Below are 16,194 nucleotides of genomic sequence, written 5' to 3' on the forward strand. Positions count from 1 at the left end.
AGTGCCCATGAGCGTTGCCATCCGCGTGATTCCCTGCCTCGACGTGGACGCAGGTCGGGTGGTGAAGGGCGTCAACTTCGCCAACCTGCGCGACGCCGGTGACCCTGTCGCCCTCGCTCGGGCCTACGGAGAGCAGGGTGCGGACGAGGTGACTTTCCTCGACATCTCCGCGTCGTCGCAGGGCCGAGCCACCACCGATGAGATGGTGACCCGAACCGCCGAGACGGTCTTCATTCCGCTGACCGTCGGGGGAGGGGTCCGTAGCGCGGACGATGTCGACAGGCTGCTGCGTTGCGGGGCGGACAAGATCGGCATCAACACGGGCGCGATCGCTCGCCCGCAGACCATCGCGGAGATCGCCGACCGGTTCGGCAATCAGGTGCTCGTGCTCAGCTTGGACGCTCGACGAGAGGCCGGGCAGCCGTCCGGTTATGGCGTGACGACCCACGGCGGACGCCGCTCCGCTGGCCTGGACGCCCTGGAGTGGGTACGGCAGGCCGTCGACCTGGGGGCGGGGGAGATCCTGCTGAACTCCATGGACGCGGACGGCACGACCGCCGGGTTCGATGTGGAGATGATCGACGCGGTCCGTTCGGTCGTCAGCGTCCCGCTGATCGCGTCGGGTGGTGCCGGAACGGTGGGGCATTTCGTTGATGCCGCCCGGGCGGGCGCCGACGCCGTGCTGGCGGCGTCCGTCTTCCACTACGGCACGCTCAGTATCGCGGAGGTCAAGGCCGGTCTCGCCGAGGCCGGTTTCGAGGTGCGTACCCAGGGGGCGTTGTCATGATCGATCCGACCTGCATTTTCTGCCGCATCGTCGCGGGTGAGATCCCGAGTCGGCAGGTCTACGCCGACGACGCGGCGATCGCGTTCTTGGACATGGAGCCCTTGAAGACGGGACACACGCTCGTCGTGCCCCGCACGCACGTCACCGATCTCCTCGCCGCCCCTGACGTGCTGGCGGCGATTGCTCCGGCCATCGCGGCCACCGGGGACCTTCTCACTCACAAGCTGGGCGCCACCGGGATGAACGTGCTCTCCAATGTGGGTGCGGACGCGGGACAGTCGGTGTTTCACCTCCACGTCCATCTGATCCCTCGCTACGGCGACGATCCGGGCATGGGGGCCCTTCTCAAGCGCACCGGGGACGCCGACCTGGACGCCGTCGCCGCCCGGCTCACTGACTGACGCGGGCCCTGGCCCGCCGAGGGGGAGTGGCACATACCGGGCCGTCAGGCTCCACCGGCCGGGCGATCCCGGGCCGCGCTTCGGCGCCAGATCGCGTCGCGCCATCCGAGGGTCTTTCCCGGTGCGGCTTCCACGATGCGAGACATCGGGCGTCCGGGGTTCGGATAGCACCCCCGACGGCGCTATGCTCACCACGTGCATATGTCGGCTCTCGTAGTTCGCAAGCGCGTCGCCTGACGGAAACGTCTACGACGCGCTCCCTCGTACGCCTTTCGGCGACGGGGGTTTTTCTTTGCAATGAGGCAACTGAGCACACCGAACCGATCGGAGGGATGATCACGATGACGCAAGAGCAGCAGCCCAAGATCCTGACCGGCGCCCAAGCGCTGGTCGAATCGTTGGAGAGGCTCGGGGTCGAGGTCGTGTTCGGCATTCCGGGTGGCGCGATCCTCCCGGCCTACGATCCCCTGGGCCAAAGCGAGCTGATTCAGCACATCCTGGTGCGTCACGAGCAGGGTGCCGCCCACGCGGCCGAAGGCTACGCGATGACCACGGGGCGGGTGGGCGTGTGCATGGCCACCTCGGGCCCCGGGGCGACCAACCTCGTGACCGGGATCGCCGACGCCTACCTTGACTCGGTCCCGATCGTAGCTATCACCGGGCAGGTGGCTTCTGCCGCCATCGGCACAGACGCCTTCCAGGAAGCCGACATTCGCGGAATCACCTTCCCGATCACCAAGCACTCCTTCTTGGTCACCGACCCCTCGGGCATCCCGGGGGCCGTCAAGGCCGCCTTCCACATTGCCGCCACGGGGCGCCCCGGGCCAGTCCTGGTGGACATCTCCAAGGACGCACTCGCCTCCAGCGCACCGTTCGTGTGGCCCGCCGAGATTGACCTGCCCGGCTACAAGCCCACGGTGCGCCCGCACGCGCGGCAGATCCGCGAGGCCGCACGGCTCATTCGTGAGGCGCGCCGTCCCGTGCTGTACGTGGGGGGCGGCGTCGTCAAGGCGCAGGCCTATGACGAACTGGCCGAGTTGGTGAAGATCACCGGGATTCCCGTGGTCACCACCTTGATGGCGCGCGGCGCCTTCCCCGACAGCGACCCGTTGCACATGGGCATGCCGGGCATGCACGGCACAGTCTCGGCGGTGGCAGCGATGCAGCGAGCCGACCTGCTGATCACCCTGGGTGCACGGTTCGATGACCGCGTGACCGGACGCCTCGACAGCTTCGCGCCCGAAGCGACGATCATCCACGCCGACATCGATCCGGCTGAGATCGGCAAGAACCGCAACGCGGACGTCCCGATCGTGGGCGACGTCAAGCTCGTGATCGGGGCCCTCAACGGGGTGCTACGAGGCGAAGACATGGCCGATCGCGCACCCTGGGTGAGCTACCTGCAAGGCCTCAAAGAGCGCTACGCGCCGCATCCGGAGCCCACCAAGGACGGCGAACTGAGCCCTCAGTACGTGATCCAGCGCCTCGGGCAACTGGCCGGGGACGCCTACTACGTCGCGGGGGTGGGCCAGCATCAGATGTGGGCCGCGCACATGCTGCCCTTCGAAAAGCCGGGGCGCTGGCTCAACAGCGGTGGCGCCGGGACGATGGGTTACTGCGTGCCTGCGGCCATGGGCGCCCAGGTGGGCGTTCCGGGGCAGACGGTGTGGGGGATCGACGGCGATGGGTGCTTCCAGATGACCAATCAGGAACTGGTCACCTGCACGCTGAACAACATCCCGATCAAGATCGCCGTGATCAACAACGAGAGCCTCGGCATGGTCCGCCAGTGGCAGACCCTCTTCTATGACGCGCGCTACTCCAACACTGACCTGAAGAGTCGTCGGGTTCCCGACTTTCCGATGCTCGCCGAGGCGATGGGGGCTGTCGGGCTGCGCGCGGAGACCGTCGAGGAAGTGGATGAGGTCATCAAGAAGGCGATGGAGATCAACGATCGCCCCGTCGTGGTGGAGTTCCTCGTCCATAAGGACGCCATGGTCTGGCCGATGGTGCCCGCAGGCACCAGCAACGACGACATCCTGATCGCCAGGGATCTGGCGCCCGAGTGGGAGGAAGAGATCCTGTGAAGACCCATACCCTGAGCGTCCTGGTCGAGAACAAGCCCGGCGTGCTCGCCCGCATCTCCGGGCTGTTTGCCCGACGCGGCTACAACATCGAGTCGCTGGCGGTCGGCCCCACCGAGCGTCCCGAACTCAGCCGGATCACCGTCCAGGTGGGTGCCAGCGCGCCCGCCGTCTTGGAACAGATCACCAAGCAACTCAACAAGCTCGTCGAAGTGATCAAGATCGTCGAACTCGAGGACACTGCGGTGCGCCGGGAGATGATCTTGATCAAGATGAAGGCCGACCCGGTCGCGCGCAGCCAGATCATCGATATCGTGCAGTTGTTCCGCGGTAAGACGGTGGACGTGCACAACGAGTCGATGGTCATCGAGGCGACCGGAAGCCCCGAGAAGCTCGAAGCTCTCTTGGAGATGCTGGATCCCTACGGCGTCCGAGAACTGGTGCAGTCAGGCCTCGTGGCCATGGCGCGCGGGTCGAAGTCGCTGACCGATCGCTCGACCCGGGGGGAGCGGCTCAAGCCGTCCGCCTACTGACCCCCGAGGCGCCGGTGCGAGCCGACGCCTCATCCTGGGTGGTGAGCCACCCGCACGAAGACCCATCAACAATGGAAAGAAGAGTTCCCGCTATGGCAGAGATGTTCTACGACGACAACGCCGACCTGTCGATCATCCAGGGGCGCAAGGTCGCCGTCATCGGCTACGGCTCCCAGGGTCACGCGCACGCGATGAACCTGCGCGACTCCGGCGTCGACGTCCGCATCGGGCTCAAGGAGGGCTCCAAGAGCCGCGCCAAGGCCGAGGCTGAGGGCTTCCGCGTCCTGACGGTCGCCGAGGCGTCCGCCGAGGCCGACCTCATCATGGTCTTGGCCCCTGATCAGCACCAGCGCTCGATCTACACCGAATCGATCGAGCCTCACCTCCAGCCCGGCGATGCTCTGTTCTTCGCCCACGGCTTCAACATCCGCTTCGGCTACGTCACGCCGCCCGCCGGTGTGGATGTCGCGATGGTTGCCCCCAAGGGGCCGGGCCACCTGGTCCGCCGCGAGTACGTCGAGGGTCGTGGCGTCCCGGTGATCGTCGCTGTGGAGAAGGACGAGACGGGCAACGCGTGGCCGCTGGCCCTGTCCTACGCCAAGGCGATCGGTGGCCTGCGTGCCGGTGGCATCAAGACCACCTTCACCGAGGAGACCGAGACTGACCTGTTCGGCGAGCAGGCCGTCTTGTGCGGTGGCGTCTCCGCGCTCGTCGAGGCCGGTTTTGAGACCCTCGTCGAGGCTGGTTACCAGCCCGAGGTCGCCTACTTTGAGTGCCTCCACGAGCTGAAGCTGATCGTCGACCTCATGTACGAGGGCGGCATCGCGAAGCAGCGCTGGAGCATCTCCGACACCGCTGAGTTCGGTGACTACGTGTCGGGCCCGCGGGTCATCGACGCGCAGGTGAAGGAGAACATGAAGGGCGTCTTGTCCGACATCCAGTCGGGCGCGTTCGCGAAGCGCTTCATCGACGACCAGGACGCGGGCGCCCCCGAGTTCACGGCGTTCCGTCAGCAGGCCGAGAAGCACCCGATCGAGGCCACGGGTCGCGAACTGCGCAAGCTCATGGCGTGGGTCAAGAGCCACGATGACGACTACGTCGAAGGCACCGCCGCTCGCTGAGGCGTCGAACTGGTGTGATGAAGGGGGCCCGGACACGTTGTCCGGGCCCCCTTCATCGTCGGTGCGAGGCAGATCATCACTGCGCAGACGCACCGATGGCGGGCACCCACAGGGCACCCGCCATCGCGAAAGATCGATCAGCCGATGGCCAACTGCTGGCCAACGAAGATGAGGTGCGGGTTGGAGACCTCGTCCTGGTTCAGGCTCCACAGGGCGCGCCAGCCACCGTCGATGCCGTTCGCGGCGGCGAGTTCGCTGAGCGTATTCCCGGCCTTGACCGTGATGAACCGCTTGCCCGCGGTGGCGGTCGCCTTGACCGTCGTGGCGCGCTTGGCGGTGGTCGCCTTGGTCTGCTTCGTGCTAGCGGCAGGCTTGGCAGTGGTGGCCTTGACAGCAGCCGGCTTGGTGGTGGCTGCCTTGGCGGGCGCCTTCTTGGGGGTCGAGACGACCGCGGCCGGGCGAGCCTGCTGCGGGGCAGCGACGTCGGCCGTGCCGTCGGAGGCCCCACCATTGCCCTTGGAGAGGCCAGCCTTCTTGGAGCACACGGGCCACGCGTTGGCGCCCTGGCCTGCCAGCACCTTCTTCGCCACGGCGATCTGCTGGGCCTTGGTTGCCTGCGCAGCGCTCGGCGCGTAGGCCGTGCCGCCGTAGGCGCGCCAGGTGGAAGCGCTGAACTGGAGACCACCGGAGTAGCCGTTGCCCGTGCTGATGGCCCAGTTGCCGCCGGACTCGCACTGGGCGACCGAGTCCCAGACGTCCGCGTGAGCCGGGGCCGCCAGAGCGACGGATCCGCCAACAGCGACGGCCGAGGTGGCCATGATCGCGAGCAGACGCTTCGGAGTGTGGTTCATGGTTTTCCTTTCGAGCGGTATCCCCCCGGCCGAGGCCGTCTAGAGGAGGTTGCAGCGCCAGCCTAAGCCAAAGTCTGAGAAAAACCAAAGCAACTTCTCGGGATTCTCTCAGAGAGTGGTGTGGGTGAGCCCCAGAGAGGCTGGGAGCGGTCTGGCATTCTTGCCTGCGTGCCAGATACTCAGACCCCAGGATTGACGGCTGCCGAGGTGGCCCAGCGCGTCGCCGATGGACGGGTCAACACCCTTCCCTCCCGCAGCGGACGCACGGTTGGCCAGATCGTTCGTGACAACGTCTTCACCCGGATCAACGCCATCCTCGCGGTGCTGCTTGTCGTGGTGTTGACCACCGGTTCGTGGATCAATGCGGCGTTCGGGCTCCTGATCATCGCCAACTCGGCCATCGGCATCATCCAAGAGCTGAGAGCCAAACAGACGCTCGATTCGCTCGCCGTTGTCGGTGAGGCGCAACCCTTGGTGCACCGAGCCGAGGGTGCGCAACGTCTCCCGCGCGAGCAGGTCGTCTTGGACGACATCATCGAACTCGCCCCCGGCGATCAAGTGGTCGTCGATGGAGAGATCATCAGCGCCGACTACCTCGAAGTCGACGAAAGCCTTCTGACCGGCGAAGCCGACCCCGAGGCCAAGCATGTCGGCGACTCCGTCATGTCGGGGAGCTTCACGGTGGCTGGCTCCGGGCTTTATCGGGCCACGAAGGTGGGGGCGGACGCCTACGCGGCCCAACTGGCCGCCGAGGCATCCAAGTTCACGTTGGTGCATTCCGAACTCCAGGCAGGCATCAACAAGATCCTCCGCTTCATCACGTGGCTGCTCATCCCCGTCGGGCTGGCCACCATCGTCGTGCAGCTGACCCTGCCGGGTGTCGCCTGGAACGACGCGCTGCTGGGCATGGCAGGAGCCCTCGTTCCGATGGTGCCCGAGGGCCTCGTGTTGATCACCTCCATGGCCTTCGCGCTGGGCGTGATCCGGCTGGGACGCCAAAAGGTGCTCGTCCAAGAACTCGCGGCGATTGAAGGTCTCGCTCGCGTCGACGTCGTGTGTGCCGACAAGACGGGCACCCTCACCGAGCAGGGGATGCGATGCCAGCGGATCATCCCGCTGGCGGAGACGCCCGAACCTGCCGTGCACAACGTGTTGGCCAACCTCATGGCCGCCGATCCGCACCCCAACGCCTCCTTGACGGCGATCGGGGACGCCGTCGGGGAACCGAGCCAGCGGTGGACGCCGACGCAGCGGGCGCCCTTCACCTCGGCCAAGAAGTGGTCCGGCGTCGAGTTCGAGGGCCAGGGAAGCTGGGTCTTGGGGGCCCCCGACATCCTCGCCACGGGGGCGGTGGCCTCACAAGCCGAGGAGCTTGCCTCCGGCGGCCTGCGCGTCCTGCTGCTGGGAAAGAGCGACACGGTGACCGGCGAGAACGCCCCGGGTGGCGTGGAGGCGGTCGCCTTGGTGGGGCTGGAACAGCGCGTGCGCCCCGATGCCCGCGCGACGCTGGAGTACTTCCGCGACCAGGACGTCACCGTCAAGGTCATCTCCGGGGACAACGCCCGATCCGTCGGCGCGGTGACCTCGGCGCTGGGGGTCATCACCGGCGATCCGGTCGACGCCCGCACGCTGGACACCCCGGAGAAGCTCAGTGAGGCCGTGGCCGACCACAACGTGTTTGGTCGCGTCACCCCCGATCAAAAGCGCGCCATGGTGATTGCGCTGCAACAACGTGGACACACCGTCGCGATGACGGGCGACGGCGTCAACGATGTGCTCGCGCTCAAGGACGCCGATCTCGGCGTGGCGATGGGCTCGGGTGCACCAGCGACGCGAGCGGTCGCCAAGATTGTCTTGTTGGACGATCGCTTCGCCACCTTGCCCAGCGTCGTGGGGGAGGGGCGCCGCGTGCTGGGCAACATCGAGCGCGTGGCGAACCTGTTCCTCACCAAGACGGTCTACTCCGCGATCCTTGCCCTGTTGGTCGTGCTGTGGCGCGTGCCCTTCCCGTTCCTACCGATCCACGTGACCATCACGGGATGGTTCACGATCGGCATTCCGGCGTTCCTGCTGTCCTTGGCGCCGAACAACGAGCGTGCGCGACCCGGATTCGTCCAGCGCGTGATGCGGATCGGGCTGCCTGCCGGAGGAATCGTCGCGGTCACGACGTTTGTGACCTACCTGATCCTCGGCGGTGGACACCACCTTGGCACCCCAGAGTCCACCCAGGTGTCGACCGCGACCTTGGCCTGCTTGATCGTCGGGGCGACCTGGGTTTTGTCCGTGGTGGCGCGCCCCTACCAGTGGAGCCGTATCGCGCTCGTGGCGGCCGCCTACGCCGCCTATGTCGCGATCTTCCTCATGCCCTGGACGGCGCACCTGTTCCAACTGGACACCTCGAACAGCGCCATGATGAGCACCGGCCTGGTGATGGGGCTGGTGGCCGCCGTCCTCGTGGAGGCGTCGTGGTGGATCAGGGCGAAGGTGTTCGGGGCGCCCGCGCGCTTGTGGGCCCCCCGAGACGCGGCCACCACGCCCGAGGGCGGTTCACCCGCGCAGGGGTGAACCGCGTGCCCTGCGAGGGTCAGCCCGCGACGCGGGCCGCGATCGCATCCCCAATCTGGGAGGTGCTGCGAGCGGCGGTGCCACGCTGAGCAACGTCGGCGTCCACGGCCCGCTCGATGGCGGCCGCTTCGGCCGGACGGCCCAGGTGATCCAGCAACAGCGCCATGGAGGAGATCGTGGCGGTCGGGTCGGCGATGCCCTGGCCTGCGATGTCCGGGGCGGAACCATGAACCGGCTCGAACATCGAGGGGAAGGCTCCCGTCGGGTTGATGTTGGCCGAGGCTGCCAGCCCGATGCCGCCGGTCACGGCCGCAGCCAGATCGGTGATGATGTCGCCGAACAGGTTGTCGGTGACGATGACGTCGAAGCGCTGCGGGTCTTGGACGAGCATGATCATGGTGGCGTCCACATGCAGGTAGTCGGTGGTGACGTCGGGGTACTGCGCGGCGATCTCGGTGAAGATCCGGTTCCACAGGCCGCCAGCGTTGACCAAGACGTTGTGCTTGTGCACGAGCGTGACCTTCTTACGACGGCGCATGGCTCGCTCGAAGGCGTCGCGCACGACACGCTCGACACCGCGGGCCGTGTTGACCGAGACCTCGTTGGCGACCTCGGCGGACGTGCCGCGGGCCAAAGAACCCCCCACGCCCGCGTAGAGGCCTTCGGTGCCTTCGCGGACGACGGTGAAGTCGATCGGCCCGCGCGCGACGACCGCGTCAGACAGCGGAGTCACGACACCGGGGTACAGCTTGGAGGGACGCAGGTTGACGTAGTGGTCGAAGGCGAAGCGGAGCTTGAGCAGGAGGCCGCGCTCCAGCAGACCTGACGGGATGGCGGTGCTGCCGGGAGCGGCGCCGACCGCCCCGAGGATGATCGCGTCGACCCCAGCCAGTTCTGCCAACACGCTGTCGGGGAGAACCTCACCGGTGCGCTGCCAGCGCTCGGCGCCCAGATCGTAGGCGACGTATTCGAAGGCGTCGGCCCCTGCAGCGGCCTTGAGCACCTTCACGCCCTCGGCAACGACCTCGGGCCCGATGCCGTCGCCCCCGATCACGGCGATGGTGGGACGCGGTGCGGCAACGGTGTCGGTCATGGAGTCAGCCTAGGGAGGGAGAGTGTCCGTGGACGAATCTGTCTCGCTGCTCGGGCCGTCATCGCGTGGGTCGCAGGGTGGTCTTCCCGCCCCGGGAAACGCCGTGCGCGATACCCTGTCGGACATGTCCGTGACGTTCGAGATCTCGCCCAATCCCTCGCCCCGCACCGATGCGGAGGTGGCCGAGCTCGTCAAGGATCCGGGCTTTGGCCGCTACTTCACCGACCACATGGCCCAGATCGCGTGGACGAAGGGGCAGGGCTGGCATTCAGCCAAGATCGTGCCGTATGGCCCGATCGCCTTGGACCCGTCCGCGGCGGTCCTCCACTACGGCCAAGAGATCTTCGAGGGAATGAAGGCCTACCGTCACGAAGACGACTCGGTGTGGCTGTTTCGACCCGAGCGCAACGCACGGCGGTTCCAGACGTCGGCCGCCCGGCTCATGCTGCCGGAACTGCCCACGGATCTGTTTGTCGACGCGGCGCGCGAACTGGTTTCCATCGACGCGCGCTACGTGCCTCCGGCAGCCGGCGAGCACAGCCTCTACCTGCGTCCGTTCATGATCGCCTCCGAAGCATTCTTGGGAGTGCGCGCCGCCGAGGAAGTCACCTTCTACGTCATCGCGTCGCCGGTGGGCCCCTACTTCGCGCAAGGCGTGACGGGCGTCGACATCTGGGTCACCGACCGGTGGGCTCGGGCAGGCATCGGCGGTACCGGGGCGGCCAAGTGCGGCGGGAACTACGCGGCAAGCCTGATCGCCCAGTACGAGGGTTATGAGCACGGCTGCAATCAGGTGATGTTCATCGAGGCGTCCGAAAAGGACCGCGTCGAGGAGCTGGGCGGCATGAACGTCTTCCTCGTCGGAGCCAACGGCGAACTCGTGACGCCCGCACTGACCGGCACCATCCTGGACGGCATCACCCGCGACTCGATCCTGACCGTGGGTGAGTCCCTGGGTCTCAAGCCAGAGCAGCGCCGGTTGTCGGCGTCTGAGGTCTTCTCGGGGATCGCGGACGGAACGTTCGTCGAGGCCTTCTGCTGTGGGACGGCGGCCGTGATCAGCCCGATCTCGGGGTTCGTGACCGACAAGGGCGAGTACCGTCCGCAGGGTCAGGGATTCGCCACGACGCTGCAGATCCGCAACGCGGTCCTCGACGTGCAGTACGGCCGCACGCCTGATGAGTACGGCTGGCTGCAGCGTGTCGTCTAGATTGGTGGCGTGACCTACTCCGTACCGCCGCAACCGCGAGGCAATGCGTGGCTGGGCGGCGCCTTAGGCGTGCTGACCGGCGTGCTCGTGCTCGGCCTGGCATGGTTCGCATTGGGCGGTCCAGCTTCGGCTCGTCCGGCACCCTCCCCGTCCGCTTCTGCCCCCTCGGCGACGCCGCGTCCCTCGTCCACGAAGGGGTCGGCGTCACCGTCGGCGACCCCCAGCGCCACGCCGTCAGCCACCCCGAGCGCTGACGTTCCCGGCATTGTTCGCGAACTGCCCGCACGTAGTTGGGTGACGGTGCTGGATTCGTTGCCGCAGCAAGGGACGGCGCCAGAGGCGGCCGTGGCGCGGGCCTCCGATCTCAGCAAGGCAGGCTTCACCGTGTCGGCTGTGGACACCAACGGTCTGGCAGGCCTGAATCCAGGTTTCTTCGCCATCGCTGTGACAGGGCTGGGGTCGCAGGCGGACGCCTACACCGTCTGTGACCGTATGGGCATCCCGCGTGGTGCCCGTTGCTACCCGCGGGAGATCCAAGGCGCGCGGTGACGATGCGACGGCGCGACCTCCTGGCCGCGGGAGCGCTCCTCCCGCTGAGCTTGTGGGCCGCCCCGACGGCGAGTGCCGCACCTCGCGCACCCGACATCCAACCCCGGGAAGCGTGGGCCCAGGGGTTGGCGCCGACCCGGGCCCTGGAGCCCGAGCGTGACGTCCGATTCCTGCTGGTCCATCACACGCAGACTCCTGCGGATGCACCGGAGGCGATCACACGCAGACTCCGCAGCATCTACGCCTTTCACACCGGGCGCGAACGGGGATGGGCCGATGTCGCGTACAACTTCTTCGTCGACCCTTACGGAACGATCTGGGAGGGGCGGGCCGGGAGTATCGCGGGGCCAGTGCGTGGTGACGCGACCGGTGGTTCGCAAGGCTTCGCCGAGTTGGTGTGCTTCGTCGGGGACTTCACGCACGAGGCTCCGACGAACCTCGCACTGGAGGCGATGACCAGCCTGCTGACCTGGTTGGCGAACAGGGATGGGCTCGCCATGAACGAGACCGTCAGCTTCGTTTCGCGCGGGTCGAATCGCTGGCCCGCCGGGGCGACAGTGACCACGGCACCGATCGCCGGGCATCGCGACATGTCGCTCACAGCCTGCCCCGGGGACGCCCTGTACCCGCTTGTGGCCACCCGCCTGCTTCCCGATGTTCAGCGTCGGCTGGCTGGCCCCCCAGCAACTCCCGAGGAGCCACCTGCCGACAGCGCCTCACCACTGCCCAGCTCAGCCTCGACACCGGAGCCCAGCACGCCAACCCAGGCGTCCCCGGACGCGGACCTTCCGCTCCGAGGGATCGGGGTGGCCATGACGATCACGGGAGCGTTGGGCGTAGCCCTCGCCCAGCGCATCGGTGGCGCGTCAGCCGAGGAGAATGAAGGCCAAGACGATACTGCCGACAACGATGGTCGCAAACAGGCCGATCACAAACGCGCGTAACGTCGACGAACCGCTCGGCGCAGGGGGAGCGGACACGGCGGCCACCACGGGTGTGGGGCTGGGCCCGGGGACGGGCGCCCAGGCGTCCTGACCGCCAAGAGAGTGGGGGTAGGGCGGCACGTCCGGCAGAACTTGCGTGCGCTCCGGCGTGGCCGCCGGTTCCCGGAAGAGGGCAAACGGGGCGGCTGCACCCCAGGGTGCAACCGACTCCTCCTCGCGGGGCAGCGGGAGCGCCTGGGTCGCGTCGAAGGGTGACGTTGCGTCATGCGGCGAGGACGGGAGCGACCGAGTCGGCTCATGATCGACGTCTGGCGCGGCGAAGGGCTGCGTGGCGCCCAGGTCGAGGGCAGCGGGTTGGGGAGAAAGCGGGGCCTGGTTCGTCTCCTCGACCGGCGGGTCGGGGACGTGGACCCGCTCTGGCAGCCGCGGGATCGGGCCTGTCTCCTCGACGGGATCTGGCGCCGCCAAGGCGGGCGCCGTCGGAAGGGCGTGGAGGGGAAGCACGATGGTGGAGGTGGCTTCCTCCGTGGTCAGGGGTGGCTCACGCAGCACCGTCGCCGGCGCCGGGCCAGGGGTGGCCTGGAAGTGGTGCACCAAGGTGGGCAGCAAGGCTTGACTGCGCACTGGGGGGACCAGGAACGTCAGCCGCGAGGCCAGCCCGATGCTGAACCGCACCCAGGATTCCCCGCCCAACTGCACGGTGCTGTAGGTCGCAGGTGTACCCGGGGTGACGGACACGGTGGCGTGCTGGTCTGTCCCCGAGGCGTCGCGCCACACGAGGCCAGCGGCTTCGGGCTGGAGGACCAATGCCCCGTAGTCGATGCGCTCCCCGGCGACACCGACAGGGATGATGTAGGAGATGGCTTGGCGTTCGTCGATCACCTTGGTGAACCGCGACGCACCCCCGGTGAGAACCTGGCGGGAGAGGGCGGCGAACCTCTCGTCGAACGGCGCGAGATCCAAAGCCGTCACCGCGGCACGGCTGATCCGATCAGCGAGGTCGGGCATGGCTGGGCGCTCCCTTCGTCATCGTCAGCATAGTGGCGCGCCGCTTGGCGAAGGGAGCGCGAGGGTCTCAGGCCAGTGCCGCTACGGCAGCGTCGTAGTCAGGTTCGGTCGTGATCTCAGGCACGACTTCGGTGTAGAGCACCGCGCCGTCGGCGCCTACCACGACCACGGAGCGCGCATTGAGACCGGCGAGGGGGCCGTCGGTCATCAAGGTGCCGTAGGCCTGGGGGAACGAGGACCGGAAGGTGGAACCGGTGGCGACGTTCTCGATGCCCTCGGCGCCGCAGAACCGACCCAGCGCAAACGGGAGATCGGCGGACACGCAGACCACTGCGGTGTTCTCGAGGGAGGCGGCCAGTTCGTTAAAGCGGCGCACGCTGGTGGCGCACACGCCGGTGTCGACGCTGGGGAAGATGTTCAAGACGACGCGCTTGCCGGTGAGATCGCTCAGCGCGATGTCACCGAGATCGGCGCCCGTGAGGGTGAAGTCAGGTGCCTGCTGACCGACGGTCGGCAGATCGCCCACGGTGTGGACGGGAGTTCCCTTGAATGCAGTCTCAGCCATGCCCCCGTTTCTAGCACGCCGGTCCCAATCGGGTCGATGCTCGACCTGTCACCGGGGCGTGGCTGCAGTCGGGAACTCCCATCTCGTTCGCTGAGAGACTTGCGTCCGCGAGGTGGGACGTGACCATACTTTCGCGATTGGCCTGCGGAACGCCGGCCGGACACCGTGACGAAGGAGCCGATGACCGTGCTGCCAGTAGCGCCCCCCACCTTCCATCTGTACGACACCACACTCCGCGACGGCGCCCAACAAGAGGGCCTGCGGCTTTCGGTGAGTGACAAGCTCAAGATTGCACGGGTCCTCGACGACTGGGGTGTGGGATTCATCGAAGGAGGATGGCCTGGAGCTAACCCCACCGACACGGCGTTCTTCGCTGCGGCGGCGGCCGGGGAACTGTCGCTGCGCAACGCCACACTCGCGGCATTCGGGGCGACGCGACGGGCGGGTAGCACCGCGTCCAGCGACCCCCTGATCCGAGCGCTCCTCGACGCGGAAACCGAGGTCGTCTGCGTGGTGGCCAAGAGCCATGACGAGCACGTCCTGCGAGCCCTGCGCACCGATCTGTCTGAGAACCTCGCCATGATTGCAGACACGGTGTCGTTCCTCACGGGCGAGGGACGACGGGTCTTCGTCGACGCCGAGCATTTCTTCGATGGCTATCGCGCCAATGCCGCCTATGCGCTCCAGGTCGTCGAGGTTGCTGCCCAGGCGGGCGCTGAGGTCGTCGTGTTGTGCGACACCAATGGGGGCATGCTGCCCTCCCAGATGGGCGAAGTGGTGGCCGCTGCAGTCCAGGGGGGAGCCCACATCGGAATCCACTGCCACAATGACACCGGCTGCGCCGTAGCCAACTCGCTGGCCGCCATCGAGGCGGGTGCCATGCATGTCCAGGGGACGATCAACGGCCACGGTGAGCGAACAGGCAACGCAGACCTCATCACGGTCGCAGCCGACCTCAGCCTCAAGTACGGCTGGCCTGTGCTCAGCGACGAGAGCCTGGCCCGCTCGACGGCAGTGAGCCATGCCGTCGCCGCGATCACGCACGTAGCCCCCAATCCTCGCCAGCCCTATGTGGGGGCGTCAGCGTTCGCCCATAAGGCGGGCCTGCACGGATCGGCGATCAAGGTGGACGCCAACCTCTACCAGCACATCGATCCGCGCCGGGTCGGCAACGACATGCGGATGCTGGTCTCCGACATGGCAGGCCGGGCCAACATCCAACTCAAGGGCGACGAACTGGGCTTCGACCTGTCCGACCGCGACCTCGCCGCACGCATCACCGAGGTCGTCAAGCAGCGGGAAATGGAAGGCTATTCCTACGAGTCCGCCGACGCGTCCTTCGATCTGTTGTTGCGTCAGGAGACAGGGGCCCTCGACCCTGCTTTCGAGGTGCTGCGCTGGCGGGCTCTCACCTCGGATGACGTCACCGACGACGGCGACTCCGAGGCGACCGTCAAGGTCCGCGTGGATGACCAGGTGCTGGCCCGCGTGGGGGAGGGCTTTGGCCCGTTGAATGCCCTGGATCATGCGCTGCGCGCCGCCCTGGAGCCCAGCCACCCCGAAGTGGCCGGGTTCGAGCTGACCGACTACCGGGTGCGGATTCTGGAGACGGGGCATGGGACCGACGCCATCGTCCGCGTCCTCATCGACACGACCGATGGCGAGCGCAGTTGGACGACCGTCGGCGTCGGCACGAACGTGGTCGAGGCGTCCTGGGAGGCGTTGCATGACGCCTACCTGTGGGGACTCCTCGACGCTCCGCAGTCCATGCAGCGGGCTCGGTAGTCTGGGCGCATGACGAACGCTCCAGATGGGCAGTTGCGGATCGGCTATGCCGAGCGTGACGCCGCTGTGGCGCAACTGCGTGACGCGGCTGCTGAGGGGCGGCTGACGCTGGACGAACTGGAGGGCCGGATCGGGTCCGCGCTGGCAGCCCGGACCCGTGACGAATTGCGTCTGTTGCTGGCCGACCTGCTGCCCCACCAGCAATTGGAGGCCGCGATCAATCCTGCAGCGCTCCTCGTCTCGGCCGGGGAGCCGGGGTGGAGTTGGCAGGATCCGCTGGTCCTTACCGCACGCTGGGATGACGTGTTTCGTGGCGGCCCCTGGGCGGTCCCGCCCTTTCTTGAGCTGAATCCTGTGGCTGGCAACGTGAAACTCGATTTCGTGGACGCGCGTACCTCCACGCCGGTCATTGACGTCAACATCATCGGGGGAGCAGGGGACGCGATCCTGGTCGTCCCCGGAGGCTGGGGTGCTGACGTGTCACGTATGGATAAGGGCTTGGGTTCGGTGAAGTCGTCGGTGGACGCCCGGCCGTCGGGAACCTTCCCGCTCCTGGTGGTGCGTGGTCGCACGACACTGGGGTCGATTCGGGTGCGGCACCCGAACTGGTGGGACACCAAACAGCGTGAGCGCCGGTTGGGGCGTGGCGGCGGAATCGTGTCGAAGAACTGAGCGTCTCGCCCTGCGGGGAGACGGTG

15 protein-coding genes are annotated in these 16,194 nt (G+C 67.4%); 11 read left to right on the forward strand and 4 right to left on the reverse strand.

What is annotated here, in order from left to right; genetic code table 11:
* Positions 1-7: 7 nt before the first annotated feature.
* The 5 genes from hisF (at position 8) to ilvC (ending at position 4,926) form a co-directional block, all read left to right on the forward strand.
* Positions 8-787 carry an imidazole glycerol phosphate synthase subunit HisF gene (gene hisF, locus C1706_RS00735; RefSeq protein WP_129457295.1) on the forward strand — a complete coding sequence of 260 codons (780 nt, stop codon included), beginning with the start codon at positions 8-10 and terminating at the stop codon, positions 785-787.
* Positions 784-1,188, forward strand: a complete 405-nt coding sequence (locus C1706_RS00740; protein WP_129457296.1) for an HIT family protein — start codon at positions 784-786, stop codon at positions 1,186-1,188. The genes hisF and C1706_RS00740 overlap by 4 nt, the downstream gene beginning before the upstream one ends.
* A 341-nt stretch (positions 1,189-1,529) precedes the next feature.
* On the forward strand, positions 1,530-3,275 hold the full coding sequence (locus tag C1706_RS00745; RefSeq protein ID WP_129457297.1) for an acetolactate synthase large subunit: 1,746 nt from the start codon (positions 1,530-1,532) through the stop codon (positions 3,273-3,275).
* Positions 3,272-3,805, forward strand: coding sequence for an acetolactate synthase small subunit (ilvN, locus tag C1706_RS00750; RefSeq protein WP_129457298.1), 534 nt, complete (start codon positions 3,272-3,274; stop codon positions 3,803-3,805). The genes C1706_RS00745 and ilvN overlap by 4 nt, the downstream gene beginning before the upstream one ends.
* A gap of 92 nt (positions 3,806-3,897) precedes the next feature.
* Positions 3,898-4,926, forward strand: coding sequence for a ketol-acid reductoisomerase (gene ilvC / locus C1706_RS00755; protein ID WP_129457299.1), 1,029 nt, complete (start codon positions 3,898-3,900; stop codon positions 4,924-4,926).
* A gap of 137 nt (positions 4,927-5,063) precedes the next feature.
* Here the strand turns inward: ilvC and C1706_RS14760 are convergent, their stop codons facing one another.
* On the reverse strand, positions 5,064-5,777 hold the full coding sequence (locus C1706_RS14760) for a LysM peptidoglycan-binding domain-containing protein (protein ID WP_129457300.1): 714 nt from the start codon (positions 5,775-5,777) through the stop codon (positions 5,064-5,066).
* Positions 5,778-5,945: 168 nt separating this feature from the next.
* On the opposite strand from C1706_RS14760, the gene C1706_RS00765 reads away from it, so the two are divergent.
* Positions 5,946-8,342 carry an HAD-IC family P-type ATPase gene (locus tag C1706_RS00765; protein ID WP_129457301.1) on the forward strand — a complete coding sequence of 799 codons (2,397 nt, stop codon included), beginning with the start codon at positions 5,946-5,948 and terminating at the stop codon, positions 8,340-8,342.
* A gap of 19 nt (positions 8,343-8,361) precedes the next feature.
* Here the strand turns inward: C1706_RS00765 and C1706_RS00770 are convergent, their stop codons facing one another.
* On the reverse strand, positions 8,362-9,435 hold the full coding sequence (locus tag C1706_RS00770) for a 3-isopropylmalate dehydrogenase (protein WP_129457302.1): 1,074 nt from the start codon (positions 9,433-9,435) through the stop codon (positions 8,362-8,364).
* A gap of 124 nt (positions 9,436-9,559) precedes the next feature.
* On the opposite strand from C1706_RS00770, the gene C1706_RS00775 reads away from it, so the two are divergent.
* Genes C1706_RS00775 through C1706_RS00785 form a run of 3 tightly spaced genes read left to right on the forward strand, consistent with a single transcriptional unit; the run spans position 9,560 to position 12,138 of the window.
* Complete coding sequence (locus C1706_RS00775) at positions 9,560-10,645, forward strand: branched-chain amino acid aminotransferase (protein WP_129457303.1); 1,086 nt, start codon at positions 9,560-9,562, stop codon at positions 10,643-10,645.
* Positions 10,646-10,654: 9 nt separating this feature from the next.
* On the forward strand, positions 10,655-11,194 hold the full coding sequence (locus C1706_RS00780; RefSeq protein ID WP_129457304.1) for a hypothetical protein: 540 nt from the start codon (positions 10,655-10,657) through the stop codon (positions 11,192-11,194).
* 2 nt (positions 11,195-11,196) lie between these two features.
* The gene (locus C1706_RS00785) at positions 11,197-12,138 is read left to right on the forward strand and encodes an N-acetylmuramoyl-L-alanine amidase (RefSeq protein ID WP_241653389.1); all 942 of its coding nucleotides are present in this window, start codon (positions 11,197-11,199) and stop codon (positions 12,136-12,138) included.
* On the opposite strand, the gene C1706_RS00790 is transcribed toward C1706_RS00785, so the two are convergent.
* Both C1706_RS00790 and tpx read right to left on the reverse strand, forming a co-directional pair.
* Entirely contained in the window at positions 12,061-13,146 is a 1,086-nt protein-coding gene (locus tag C1706_RS00790; RefSeq protein WP_129457306.1) for a hypothetical protein, read from the reverse strand. The two genes, C1706_RS00785 and C1706_RS00790, sit on opposite strands and share 78 nt — an antisense overlap.
* Positions 13,147-13,213: 67 nt before the next feature.
* On the reverse strand, positions 13,214-13,711 hold the full coding sequence (gene tpx / locus C1706_RS00795; RefSeq protein ID WP_129457307.1) for a thiol peroxidase: 498 nt from the start codon (positions 13,709-13,711) through the stop codon (positions 13,214-13,216).
* A gap of 180 nt (positions 13,712-13,891) precedes the next feature.
* Here tpx and cimA point away from each other — a divergent pair, with 180 nt between their 5' ends.
* Positions 13,892-15,496, forward strand: a complete 1,605-nt coding sequence (gene cimA, locus C1706_RS00800) for a citramalate synthase (RefSeq protein WP_129457308.1) — start codon at positions 13,892-13,894, stop codon at positions 15,494-15,496.
* Positions 15,497-15,505: 9 nt separating this feature from the next.
* The gene (locus C1706_RS00805; RefSeq protein WP_129457309.1) at positions 15,506-16,168 is read left to right on the forward strand and encodes a DUF1707 SHOCT-like domain-containing protein; all 663 of its coding nucleotides are present in this window, start codon (positions 15,506-15,508) and stop codon (positions 16,166-16,168) included.
* The last annotated feature ends 26 nt before the right edge of the window (positions 16,169-16,194 follow it).

Source organism: Propioniciclava flava, from assembly GCF_004126535.1.
GTDB lineage: Bacteria > Actinomycetota > Actinomycetes > Propionibacteriales > Propionibacteriaceae > Propioniciclava > Propioniciclava flava.